We start from the raw sequence: 12,789 nt of genomic DNA on the forward strand, positions 1-12,789 counted from the left end.
TGTTGTGTTGTGTTGTGTTGTGTTGTGTTGTGTTGTGTTGTGTTGTGTTGTGTTGTGTTGTGTTGTGTTGTGTTGTGTTGTGTTGTGTTGTGTTGCTTCTTTCATTCTACCATAACCTATTCAATATTTCAAGTAATTGTTTAATATAATATTTTTATTATAGTGTATCGATTAATTTTTATAAAATCATTTTTGTTTTAGATAAAAAAGAAATATAGTAACTCACTAAAACAAGCCTATATTGTAAATAAAAAATAACATCATTTAAATATAAAATGCTGACCTTTTTGTTAAGATTTGTAAATATTAGCTTGGATATCTTTTTCTTACAGTTGGAAAGAAAATTATAAAAAAGCAATCCATATTAAAGTTGTAATATCATCCGTTGATAATCTATCATTGAAAAAACTAGCTGTACCAATATATAAAACGATTTACTCTTAGATAATTTAAAAAATTTTAGTAGCAATAAATATAATCGCTAATGTAATTATTTTTATATACCAATAATTTTTATAAATTCTTTTTTATGTTAACGACTTGCATAAATGGAAATAACATCGCCAGAATCAACATCTATATCAACATTTATATCATCTATAACTATTCCGCCAGTCCCAATGTCCATCCAATTATCTTGCGTTATCTCTTTCGAATAAAAGCTTATTGTATAACAGCTAAATCCATTATTTGTGCTTATATAATTATTAAAAGATATATAAAAATGATCGATATCGTATTTATATTTGGTCACAAATTCGCTTTTCTTTGCTGCTTCTATCGCTTTGAATAAAAAAGGCGTATACTTTTTATCAAGTTTAAAAATAGTACCTTCGTTCATTATATAAGTACTCCTTACCGAAATACTATATTGTACCTGAATAGCCACACCAGTGACTATTTTCTATTTAGAGATCACCAATAGATTAGAATTCTAATTCATCCCACCAAATATCGATAAGTGGGCTAGTTTTAACACTTTTTAGACCGTGTTCGTCAAGCCATTTTGTGACAATGTCACGGTGTTCTTCGGTACAATTACCTAGTTTTTGGGTGCAAATAATCCCTTTCCAATTTAAATAACCACTCCCCTCATAAGCTAAACCATTGGGTTGAATAGCCTCAAGAATAAACTGATCGACGATATTATCTAAAGTTTCTTCAGTTGTACCTTCGTCAAACGACCAACTAACGGTAAAACCTAATTCTTTAAACTCTTCAATGTGTAATTTTTTTCGTAAACGTCTGCTGCGATTTACCATAATAATTTCCTTCTTATTAAATATAAGTTTGCTTATTTTGAGTATGATTATGTTTATTGGAGATCACACCATTTTGATTGGATTGCAACGATCGATTTGAAGATGAACCTCTTATTTTTGCTGGCGCACGCCTTGGTGACGATTTTTTTACAGGTTCAGCTTTAATTTTAGGATCAACTTCAAACCCTTTGGTTGTTAATTCTGGAATCGTTTTTTTAACTAATTTTTCAATTGCTTTTAATTGTGGCAATTCATCAATGCACACAAGCGAGAGAGCTTGCCCTTGATTCTGCGCTCGACCTGTTCGACCAATACGATGAACATAATCCTCAGCAACTTGAGGGAGCTCATAATTAACAACGTAAGGTAATAACTCTATATCAAGACCTCGAGCGGCAATATCTGTGGCAACCAATGCCCTAATTTGTCCGCTTTTAAAATCAGCTAATGCTTTTGTTCGAGCTCCTTGGCTTTTATTACCATGAATAGCTGCTGATTTAATGCCATCCTTCGTTAATTGTTCCGCTAAATGATTTGCACCATATTTGGTTCGTGTAAAAATTAACACTTGTTGCCACTGATTTTTACCGATTAAATAAGATAGTAGCTCACGCTTACGGCGTTTATCAACTCGATGCACATATTGAGTAATTTGTTCTGAAGCACTATTGGTTTTTGCTACAGCAACAGATTCAGGTGACTGCAAAATAGATTGAGCCAAAACTTTTATTTCATCCGAAAAAGTTGCCGAAAACATTAAATTTTGCCGTTTTTTAGGTAGCTTGGCAATCACACGACGAATATCATGTATAAATCCCATATCTAACATGCGATCAGCTTCGTCCAACACCAGTATTTTAATCGTTGACAGATCCACCGCATTTTTTTGCTGTAAATCAAGCAATCGCCCTGGTGTTGCAATTAAAATATCCACACCACCACGCAATTTCATCATTTGTGGATTAATACTCACTCCACCAAAAACTACTAATGAACGAATGGGCAAATAACGACTATAATCGCGAATATTTTCACCTATTTGCGCAGCCAGCTCACGCGTTGGGGCTAAAATCAAGGCATATAAAGGACGTTTGCCTTTTTTAGATTTTGGATTATTAGCTTCTTTTGCTTGCTGTTCAATAAGTTTTTGTAATATTGGTAAACCAAAGCCTGCCGTTTTACCTGTTCCTGTTTGTGCACTCGCCATAAGGTCTTTACCAGATAAGATTACAGGTATAGCTTGTTGTTGAATGGGAGTTGGATCGGTATAGTTTTGTTCTTGAATTGCTTTTAAAATCTTGGTATCTAAACCAAGAGAGTCAAATGACATGAAATGTATCCTAAATAAAAAATAAATTATTCATATGCATTATAAAGCAATTCAATAATATTTGTCTGATTATTTAGTAAATTTACTCACTGACTATTATACTAATCCAAATATTAAAATATTACACAAACCCTTACTTAAAAGTATCAAAGCACCTTTAATATATAAATATGTTATAAAGAAGAGTACTAATTTTAATTGTGTTTATCCATAAAAATATAAATGATATTTATTATCATTTACGATTATGTTAATATTTTGCTCTTTATAATAATTTACTGGATTAAACATGCTTTTAAACTTTAGCCACATTAAAAAGCTATTAATTGTCTCACTTTTATCGCTTTTTAGCTTTAACTGTTTTGCAAAAGATGATATCACTTTTGCAAACTTCCGAGATATACGCGATTTGAATCCACACCTTTATGGAGGTGAAATGTGGGCTCAAAATATGCTCTATGAGTCGCTTGTTCATTATAATCAAGATGGCACATTTTCTCCTTGGCTTGCCGAAAGCTGGACTATTACAAACCAAGGAAAAACCTATACGTTTAAACTGAGAAAAGATGTTACCTTTAGTGATGGTACTAAATTTGATGCTCACAGTGCAAAATTAAACTGGGATGCTGTCCTGTCAAATAAAGTGCGCCATACATGGCTTGAAATGGTACGTTTAATTACTGAAGTTAAAGCGGTAGATGATTATACTCTTCAAGTTAATCTGTCAGAGCCTTACTACCCGTTTTTGATTGAAATTGCAGTAACCAGACCCATGCGCTTTATTTCACCGAATTCAATGATCGATGGTGAAACAAAAAATGGCGTTAAATCTTATATTGGTACAGGCCCTTATATTTTAGGTGATCATAAAAAAGATCAGTGTGCTGTTTTTAACGCAAATCCTAACTATTGGGGTGAGCAACCAAAACTGAAAACTGTTACCATGAAAGTTATAGCAGACAACCAAAGCCGTTTAATGGCACTTGAAAAAGGTGAAATTGATTTAATTTATGGTAAAAATATGGTGGATGCCGATTCATTTGAACGTTTTTCAGAAATGGATAAATTTCAAACATTAATGTCAAAACCTGTATCAAGCCGTATCGTATTGATGAATACCACTCGACCCGCTTTAAGCGATGCTAATGTGCGCCGAGCAATCGAACATATCATTAATAAAAAAGATATTTCTGAAGGTATCTTAAATGGTAGCGAAGCGCCAGCTGATACATTAATGGCTACTAATATTCCTTATGCAAATATTGGGTTAAAACCTTACGAATATAATACTAAATTGGCCGAAGAACTACTTGATAAAGCAGGTTGGCTAAAACAAAAAGGTCAGAATTACCGTCAAAAAGATGGCAAATCATTTGAAATAACTCTTTATTATGATAGCAATACTGCATCTCAAAAAACTATCGCACAATATATGCAAGATGAGTTTGAACAGGTTGGTTTAAAACTTAACATTCATGGAGAAGAAGAACAAGGTTATCGTGATCGCCAAAAAGCTGGTGATTTTGATATGGTATTTGATATTTCTTGGGGAATGCCTTATGACCCACAATCTTTTATGTCTGGCATGAAATTACCAGTATATGGTGATTATATGGCACAACAAGGATTGAAAGAGAAAGCTCAAATTGATGCAAGCATTAGTAAAGCATTAATTTCAACTGATGAAAAAGAACGTCAAGATCTTTACCGTTATGTGCTTGAAACATTGCATAACCAAGCGGTCTATATTCCGTTAACTTATGAACGCAACCGAGCTATCGCCATAAAATCACTAAAAGGTATTGAATTTGCTCCTTCGCAGTTTGACATTCCCTTTGAGAAAATGCATTTTTAATTTATTTTGTTAGTTAGTAATAATGTTAAATTACTTTTTTAAACGTTTAATTATGATGATACCGATTATTATCGGTATCTCGTTTATCGCTTTTCTACTTATTAATTTAGCCCCTTCTGATCCTGCTGAAGTAGCATTACGTTTAAATGAAATTATGCCCACGCCTGATGCTATTGAAAGTATGCGCCTAGAGTTAGGTTTAAATGAACCATTTTGGAACCGTTACATCAGTTGGTTATATAACGTTTTTCAACTTGATTTTGGTCGTTCTTTTGTACATCGAGATAGGCTAGTATTAGATGAGATCATTCGAAGCTTACAACCAACACTGCTTTTAGCATTATCTTCATTTATTTTTACGTTGATTATTAGTCTGATCTTAGGCATTTTATGTGCCATTTTTGTTAATTCAGTTTTTGATCATATTTTACGTATTATAATTTTTTTAGGCACGGCTATGCCGAGCTACTGGCTTGGGCTTTTATTTATCTGGTTTTTTGCTAATTATTTAGATTTACTTCCAACTAATGGATATGGCACATGGCAAAATCTAATCCTACCAACTTTAACGCTATCATTCGTTTATATTTCAACCTATATTCGTTTTATTCGTAATAACATGCTAGAAAACATGCGTAACTACTCCGTTTTTTATGCACGTAGCCGAGGACTAAAAGAACGAACAATTATTCTTAAGCATGTATTAATCAATTCGTTACATACCACTATTACCGCATTAGGGATGACAATTCCGCAATTAATTGCTGGCTCATTTGTGGTTGAATATATATTTTCCTGGCCAGGACTTGGACGGTTATGTATTGCAGCTATTATGAATCGAGACTACCCCGTTATCCAAGCTTATATTTTAATTATGGCAATATTATTTGTGGTATGTAATTTTATTGTCGATGTTCTTCATCATTTACTAGATCCTCGTTTACGTGATAATGGTGGTTTGTCATGAATGTACTTAAGCAGGTGTGTAAAAATAAAACTGCATTATGTTGTTTAATTATCATTGCAACTATCATTATATTAGGTATCTTAGCCCCTTATATTGCACCATTTGATCCTAATAAAGTACGTATTATTCGTAAATACGCCCCAATGTCTGCTCAACATTGGTTAGGTTGTGATCATCTTGGACGTGATATTTTTTCAAGACTACTTTATGGCATTCGCTCCACGTTATTTTTGTCATTATTAACCATGATTATTACCATCGTTATTGGTGCAATAATTGGCCTAATTTCAGGTTATAAACGAGGTAAACTTGACGAGTGTATTATGCGTTTATGCGATATTATGCTCTCTTTTCCTAGCCAAGTGATGATTCTTGCTATTGTAGGCGTACTTGGTGTGGGTAATGAGAACGTTATTATTGCCAATATTATGGTCAAATGGGCTTGGTATAGTCGTATGATTCGCAGCTCGGTTATCAAATATAGCCGTAAAAACTATATTTTATTTTCCCGAGCAATTGGCGCACCACATTCATTTATTATTCGCCGTCACTTATTACCAAATGTAATGTCAGAATTAGTTGTGTTAGCCACACTAGATACTGGTTGGGTAATTTTAAATATTTCAGCTTTATCTTTCATAGGGCTTGGCATACAAGCACCAACTCCAGAATGGGGACTAATGCTAAGTGAAGCAAAAAACGTTATGATGCAGCATCCTATGCAAATGCTCTATCCCGGAATTGCAATATTAATTGTGGTTGCTGCATTTAATATGCTTGGTGATTGTTTACGTGACATTCTTGATCCTAAGGAAAAAACAGCATGAATAATAAATTACTTGAGGTTAAGAATCTTACTGTAACACTGGATAATGGCAAAACACTACTTAATGATATCTCCTTTTGCCTTGAGCATCATCAATGTTTAGGTATTGTGGGCGAAAGTGGCTGCGGTAAAAGTTTAACTAGCAAAGCTATTATCGGTTTATTAGAGCCCTACTTTTCGGTTCAAGGCAAAGTTTTATTTAACCCTAAACAGTCTAAAATAGCATTACAATTAAATGGTGATTTATTAAAACAAAACCATGAAACATTACGCCATATTCGTGGCAGTGCTATTTCGGCTATACTACAGCATCCAATGAATGCTTTTGATCCGCTTTATTGTATTGGCAATCAAGTGGTTGAAACGTTATTGGCACATCTGACAATTAGTAAAAAACAAGCTATTGAAAAAACATTAACCATGATTGCCGACATTGGTCTTAATGTTCCAAAACAAATCTTTAAGAAATACCCACATCAGTTAAGTGGCGGCATGTTACAACGAATCATGATCGGAATAGCATTAATGCTTGAACCTGAATTAATTATTGCCGATGAACCAACCACAGCGTTGGATTCTATTAGTCAACTTCATATTCTGCAATTATTAAAAAATATCAAACAAAAATCGAAAACAGCAATGATATTTATCTCGCATGATTTAAGTGTTATTCACCATATCGCTGATCATATTATTGTAATGAATCAAGGCCAGATTGTAGAACAAGGTAGTTGCGATCATATTTTTTATCATTCTAAAAATGATTATACACGTTACTTAATTGATACGCGTAAACAGTTATTAGCTAAATTTAACGCCGTTATCCACCCAAATAGATTGGAGACTATCTAAATGACGCCGTTATTACAAATTAATAATCTCAAAAAATCTTTTTTACAACCTAATCAAGGTTTATTTAATCGCAAAAAAACACCAATTATTAAAGATGTTTCTTTATCTTTATACCAAGGCGAATGTTTAGGTATTGTAGGAGAAAGCGGAAGCGGTAAAAGTACACTTGGAAATCTAATTTTGGGGCTTGAAAAACCTGATAGTGGCAAAATTTATTTTAATGGGCAAGATATAGGACAACGTGCATGGCGAAAATCTCCAATGCGACGAGAAATAAGCGCTGTGTTTCAAGACTACAACACTTCAGTTAACCCTTATTTTACCGTTGCTGAAATTATTGCCGAACCCATTTATATTTATGACAAACTTACTGCAAGCCTACTTAAAAAGCGAGTAATTGAACTATTAGAACAAGTAGGATTAAATGAATCATTTTATCATCGATTTCCCCACGAAATGAGTGGTGGACAATTACAACGTATCTGTATTGCACGAGCAATTGCCTGTTCACCTAAATTTGTTTTATTTGACGAGGCAGTAAGTTCACTTGATATTACTGTTCAAACTCAAGTTTTATCGTTATTAGTTGATCTGCAAAAACAGTTAAATTTAACAACCATTTTTATTACACATGATTTAGCGACTATCACTTATCTTTGCGATCGGGTGATCTTCTTTTATCAAGGACAGATTGTCGAACAAGTTGATAAAATAGCCAATTTAAATCAGGTTAATAATATTTATTCTAAACAACTTCTTAAATCTATTTTAGGTTTTTAAATTATGGCAACTCAATCTATCGTTAATAAACAATATCGTTTTAAAGATTACTTAGCGCTAGTTATTCCGTTTATTATTTCAACTATTACAACTCCATTACTGGGCGTGGTCGATACCGCCTTGGTTGGACATTTACCCAATCCTGCCTTTATTGCAGGCATTGCTGTTGGCGCTGTTATTTTTAATACTATTTATTGGCTTTTTGGCTTTTTACGAGTCAGTACCACTGGTTTTGCCGCACAAGCATTAGACGATCCGTTGCTGTTGCGAGCATCTTTAATTCGCCCTTTATTTATAGCTATATTTTTAGGAGTTATTTTTATCATTTTTCAACAGGTGATATTTTCTGCCTCAATGCACGTTATCAAACCTAATGAAGAAGTAAAATATTACGCGGATATTTATTTCTCTGTCTTAATTTGGGGAGCACCGTTTGTCCTTATCAACTACGTTTTAGTTGGTTGGTTAATGGGAATGTCTAAAGTAAAGGCTGTGCTATTTCTACAAGTATTAATTAATCTGCTTAATATTATTATGGCAGTAATTTTTGTTTGGAGCTTTCATTGGAATGTGCAGGGAGTTGCCTTTGCAACACTAATTGCTCAAATAATTTGTACTTTGTTAGGCATTTGGTTTATTTATCGTAATTTACCGAAATCCAATCAACAAACTGATTTAAAATCGATACTATCTTGGCAATCATTGAAAGGAGTGATTTTAGTTAATACCAATTTGATGATTCGTACCATTTGCTTATTAATCGTTACCAACCATTTTATCTCGATTGGTTCTAGTTTTAGCACCGAAGTGTTAGCTGCTAATGCCGTTTTGTTTCAAATTCACTATTTAATGGCTTATTTGTTTGACGGGTTTGCCAATGCCTCAAGCGTATTTAGCGGTAAGGCGAAAGGTACTAAAGATATTAAGTTATATAATCAAACCTTACATTGGTCACTGCAAGCTTGTATTATTTGTCCTCTAATATTAATCGCTTTATGGTTTGGATTTGATACAACAATTATTAAATTATTAACCAATCAAATCGAAATCATCTCAATCTGTTTGCAATATCAATATTGGCTTACTATCTTTCCTATTGTGGTTGCTGGTGGTCTTATCTATTATGGCGTTTTTTCTGGGATCAGTTACACTTCTTCTATTCGTGATTCTATGATCCTTGCCTTAATTTTATGGCTGATATCACAATATATCTGTGTACCAATATGGGGAAATAATGGATTATGGCTTTCTTATATTTTATTTAGCTTAGGTAGAACTTTATTTTTAGTAATGTGGGTAAAAAAATCTAAAAGATATATACTAAACTAAATAACCAATTATCTTTTAAAAGTCTAAAGTATTTATACCGTTCAAAGCATTAATTAGATAGTTTATATAAAAGATAATACAGAGCTTTTGTTTCTGAATTAACCTGTTGTGTAAGCAACTATACCATTTTATATTATTTAAAATATATCATATATTTTAAATAGTTAAATCATAGCTATGGTTTAATAAACTTACGATTTGTTCAAACGGCACAGAACCGTCGAGCATTATAGTGCACCAGTGATTTTTATTCATATGATATGCGGGTAATATACCTGAAGTATTTTTTATTATAGAAATTAATTCAGGATCAGATTTAACATTAATTATTTCCACCATATCTTTTGAATTTAGACCTAACTTATTCTTTTCCACTGACATAATTAACCCCAACCATTTGGCATTAGTTTTATGTCTAATAACCTGATAGTTAGGATAATTTTCAAAAGGGTTGTCAATTTGAATATTATTCAAAGTATGAGCATATTCAATTAATTTATTCTTAAAGCTTATTGTCATTTTTTCTTTTTCAATTCACCCAATCTAATACAATAATATAAACAGCTTATTTAATATATAACATACTAATTAAGCCTTATAAAACCATTTTATACATAATAATATCAAAATAAGGTGTCAATAATAGCTATAAATTTAACCTATTTATTTTTGTTCTTTACAAATTTCATCTATTGATAACGTTGCTGGCACATTACGATCATCATTGAATTGAAAACGAAATAAAAACCGAATATCATAAGCACGTAATACTTCAATCACGTCTTGCTTATTACAAAATTGAGCATTAAGCCCAAGCCTGATATTTTCTGTAATGTCTACTATTGATACGCTTTGGCTATCGGTCGGCATATTATATTCAAAAACAATATTATTAAGATTACCAAAAATGTTAGTTATTTCATAACCCGCATCCACTTTAACCGGAAATTCGCCACCTTCACCTAATATCGACCTTTTTGCACTATCGGCAAAAGCTTTAGTTATGTTTGCTGATGGTGGTAATTCAGCACTATACGCATTCGAAATTGTAAAAAGAGCAGAAAGTAACACTGCCAATTTCATTAGCTTTTTCACTTCAATATTCCTTACTTTTAGATTTAATAGTCATATTGATTTTATTATAAAAAACATCTAAATGAAAAACAAATCAAATAAATTCACAACAAAATAAGCGGTTTATAAAATAACTATATGAAAGAATTGATATTTATACTTAATAGTCATATCGTTATACATACGTCACAATTAATTGCTGACAACTAAAAAATATCATTTTAAATCGATACAATCAAAAAAGGTAACCATATTGGCTACCTTTTAATAGCATTAACTGAATAAAATTACTTTTTATGTGGATGAGGATCTTTAACTGAATCACCCTGTCCAGACATAATATACCAACCATTTTTGCTGTGCGGTTTTTTATTATAATCAGGGCAAGGAGGTAACGATTTCTTACTTTGGTTAGAATAAATATAGCCACAGTCAGCGCACTTATAAGTGCCAGACGAAACATCACTACCGTATGGAGCAAATTTTTGTACCATTATAAGTCCTCCTAATAAATTAGTGACAAACCCAATGCTTATCACTGTTATATCTAAACGCTGATTTAAGAAAAAAGCAAGTGTAGTTTTTAAAAATTGTTCAATAAGCAAGTCTTTTTAGGCGATATAAAAACAACCACATACACCCCTGATTTTATTAAATTTTTATTAATCACTGGCCGAGCTGTTTGTTAACATTTCTAATTCTACTGATATATCTGAAGTAGAAATCAAACAAGCTCGGCGATTGATTGAACCTATGGTATTAGACAGCTACTCATTATTTGATAAGAAAATAGACAAGAGTAGTGGCTGGAGAATAATTGGGCATCAACAAAACTAGTGCCTAGCGATATGGATACCGTATATTTTACCTATGGAGAAGAGCCGTGGTGAAAAAAATGGATATTTTGGGAAAATGAAATCCCTATATCTGGAAAAAAAAACCAAATATCTACCTCGTGTATCCTCATTTTGGTGACTATAATATTAAAAAATTATTAAAAAATATCTGAAGCCATGTTAGATAAAGTATTATGATATAACTATGTAAGCGATAACTTAAAAAGTATCCAACGAAAAAGAGAGCCAAAACATCATGCAATCGTTCCATCGTATCCAATGCATGTAAAAGATTATGAGGTTGCTCTATCAAAAAAAGGTACTAGATTAATGAGTATTATATTCCCTGATTGGTATGACGATTTGTTTCAATTTGAATGCGAATCTAAAGGTGTTATATTGAATTTTGAAATTACAGTAAATGGAAATACACACACGTTCTGGATCGGCTACACTAATTAGTACCAGTTTTATAAGGTCATTGTTATGATGAACTAAAAATAAGAGAAGGTAACAACAATGGCAATCGATTCATCACGAAGAGCAAAACGTAGCTTTACTAACGAGTTCAAAAAACAAATGGTCATGCTATATCAAAATGGTAAAAAACGTGCGGATATCGTCGCAGAGTATGACCTCACCAAATCAGCATTAGATAATTGGATAATGCAGTACCAAACTACCGGCTCATTCATCGCAAAAGATAATCGTCGAACTGAAGAGAACGAACTTATCGCGCTACGCAAAGAGAATAAACGTTTGTTAATGGAGAATGATATCCTAAAGCAAGCGGCGTTGATAATGGGAAGAAAATCGAGTTAATTTTACATAATAAGCATCGATACAGCTTACGTGCATTATGTCGATGTTTAAATGTAACCCGAAATCGTTTCTATTATCAACGGCAATTAACGCAGCAATCACAAGATATATCACTGAGTGAAATAGTGGGTAAAATTTTTAATACTAATTATCGTGCTTATGGTACAAGGCGTCTGCAAGCAGAGCTGAGAAAGCAAGGCATAACCGTATCTCGACGCCGAATAGGTCGAATCATGGCGAAAAATGGCTGGGTTTCGAAATACACCTGTAAAAAATATTGTATTCATACAGAAAAAAGCAATGAATCGCTGGTGGGGAATGAACTGAATCGAGAATTTAATATAGGTCAACCACGAAAGATATTGGTGACCGATTTAACCTATGTAAGGGTTAAACAACGTTGGCACTACTTTTGTGTAATTGTTGATATCAGTAATCGAGAAATAGTGGGGCGAAGTGCTGGCAGGCATAAAACAGCGGCACTGGTCATGCAAGCTATGAGTCAAATTCCAATGAACTTACAGACGATTGAGTTGTTTCATTCTGATAGAGGAAAAGAGTTTGATAATTATTTGATTGATGAATGTTTGGAATGGCAATACATTTTCAAACAAAAAAATTAAGGGGTAAGTGTTTTTTAAATTCAATGGGAGGCAAGTAGCCTAACGAAGAATGTAATCGTTTATGATTATACCAATAGGCATAAGCCGAAAAAGCGCGTTGTAACTCAGCCGTTGAGTTGAAACGTTGGCCTTTTACAAATTCCGTTTTAATTGTTTTAAATGTCGCTTCCGCTACCGCATTGTCATAAGGACATCCTTTCTTGCTTAATGAATGCGTGATATTAAATGTCTTA

General features: G+C 32.9%; 15 protein-coding genes. 8 read left to right on the forward strand and 7 right to left on the reverse strand.

Annotation, left to right across the window (positions count from 1 at the left end; genetic code table 11):
- Positions 1–532: 532 nt before the first annotated feature.
- The 3 genes from A9G38_RS02885 to rhlE all read right to left on the reverse strand — a co-directional run bounded on the left by A9G38_RS02885 (position 533) and on the right by rhlE (position 2,592).
- Positions 533–841: a hypothetical protein gene (locus tag A9G38_RS02885; RefSeq protein WP_034910527.1), complete on the reverse strand. Its 309-nt coding sequence runs from the start codon at positions 839–841 to the stop codon at positions 533–535.
- Positions 842–926: 85 nt separating this feature from the next.
- A complete protein-coding gene (locus A9G38_RS02890; RefSeq protein ID WP_034910524.1) occupies positions 927–1,262 on the reverse strand; it encodes a YggL family protein in 336 nt (111 codons plus the stop codon).
- 16 nt (positions 1,263–1,278) lie between these two features.
- Complete coding sequence (gene rhlE, locus A9G38_RS02895) at positions 1,279–2,592, reverse strand: ATP-dependent RNA helicase RhlE (protein WP_080702301.1); 1,314 nt, start codon at positions 2,590–2,592, stop codon at positions 1,279–1,281.
- 289 nt (positions 2,593–2,881) lie between these two features.
- Between rhlE and nikA the strand changes: the two genes are divergently transcribed.
- The 6 genes from nikA to A9G38_RS02925 are packed head-to-tail and all read left to right on the forward strand — an operon-like array spanning position 2,882 to position 9,201.
- On the forward strand, positions 2,882–4,447 hold the full coding sequence (nikA, locus tag A9G38_RS02900) for a nickel ABC transporter substrate-binding protein (RefSeq protein ID WP_034910521.1): 1,566 nt from the start codon (positions 2,882–2,884) through the stop codon (positions 4,445–4,447).
- A gap of 22 nt (positions 4,448–4,469) precedes the next feature.
- Positions 4,470–5,414: a nickel/cobalt ABC transporter permease gene (gene opp1B / locus A9G38_RS02905; protein WP_034910518.1), complete on the forward strand. Its 945-nt coding sequence runs from the start codon at positions 4,470–4,472 to the stop codon at positions 5,412–5,414.
- Positions 5,411–6,241: a nickel/cobalt ABC transporter permease gene (gene opp1C, locus A9G38_RS02910; RefSeq protein WP_034910516.1), complete on the forward strand. Its 831-nt coding sequence runs from the start codon at positions 5,411–5,413 to the stop codon at positions 6,239–6,241. The genes opp1B and opp1C overlap by 4 nt, the downstream gene beginning before the upstream one ends.
- Positions 6,238–7,092 carry an ABC transporter ATP-binding protein gene (locus A9G38_RS02915; RefSeq protein ID WP_034910514.1) on the forward strand — a complete coding sequence of 285 codons (855 nt, stop codon included), beginning with the start codon at positions 6,238–6,240 and terminating at the stop codon, positions 7,090–7,092. Before opp1C ends, A9G38_RS02915 begins: the two co-directional genes overlap by 4 nt.
- A complete protein-coding gene (locus A9G38_RS02920; RefSeq protein WP_034910512.1) occupies positions 7,093–7,872 on the forward strand; it encodes an ABC transporter ATP-binding protein in 780 nt (259 codons plus the stop codon).
- 3 nt (positions 7,873–7,875) lie between these two features.
- On the forward strand, positions 7,876–9,201 hold the full coding sequence (locus A9G38_RS02925) for an MATE family efflux transporter (RefSeq protein ID WP_051634158.1): 1,326 nt from the start codon (positions 7,876–7,878) through the stop codon (positions 9,199–9,201).
- A gap of 156 nt (positions 9,202–9,357) precedes the next feature.
- On the opposite strand, the gene A9G38_RS02930 is transcribed toward A9G38_RS02925, so the two are convergent.
- The 3 genes from A9G38_RS02930 to A9G38_RS02940 all read right to left on the reverse strand — a co-directional run bounded on the left by A9G38_RS02930 (position 9,358) and on the right by A9G38_RS02940 (position 10,769).
- A complete protein-coding gene (locus A9G38_RS02930) occupies positions 9,358–9,720 on the reverse strand; it encodes an MmcQ/YjbR family DNA-binding protein (RefSeq protein WP_034910510.1) in 363 nt (120 codons plus the stop codon).
- 144 nt (positions 9,721–9,864) lie between these two features.
- Positions 9,865–10,296 carry a hypothetical protein gene (locus A9G38_RS02935; protein WP_034910507.1) on the reverse strand — a complete coding sequence of 144 codons (432 nt, stop codon included), beginning with the start codon at positions 10,294–10,296 and terminating at the stop codon, positions 9,865–9,867.
- A 266-nt stretch (positions 10,297–10,562) separates the two neighbouring features.
- On the reverse strand, positions 10,563–10,769 hold the full coding sequence (locus tag A9G38_RS02940; RefSeq protein WP_034910630.1) for a hypothetical protein: 207 nt from the start codon (positions 10,767–10,769) through the stop codon (positions 10,563–10,565).
- An 861-nt stretch (positions 10,770–11,630) separates the two neighbouring features.
- Between A9G38_RS02940 and A9G38_RS02950 the strand changes: the two genes are divergently transcribed.
- A complete protein-coding gene (locus A9G38_RS02950) occupies positions 11,631–11,933 on the forward strand; it encodes an IS3 family transposase (protein ID WP_034915944.1) in 303 nt (100 codons plus the stop codon).
- Positions 11,933–12,556, forward strand: coding sequence for an IS3 family transposase (locus A9G38_RS02955; RefSeq protein ID WP_255307529.1), 624 nt, complete (start codon positions 11,933–11,935; stop codon positions 12,554–12,556). Before A9G38_RS02950 ends, A9G38_RS02955 begins: the two co-directional genes overlap by 1 nt.
- Here the strand turns inward: A9G38_RS02955 and A9G38_RS02960 are convergent.
- The coding region (locus A9G38_RS02960) for an integrase core domain-containing protein (RefSeq protein WP_141671706.1) at positions 12,540–12,789 on the reverse strand (250 nt) is incomplete at its 5' end. The two genes, A9G38_RS02955 and A9G38_RS02960, sit on opposite strands and share 17 nt — an antisense overlap.

It is taken from the genome of Gilliamella sp. Imp1-1 (genome assembly GCF_001690415.1).
In the GTDB taxonomy this organism is placed as follows: domain Bacteria; phylum Pseudomonadota; class Gammaproteobacteria; order Enterobacterales; family Orbaceae; genus Gilliamella; species Gilliamella bombi.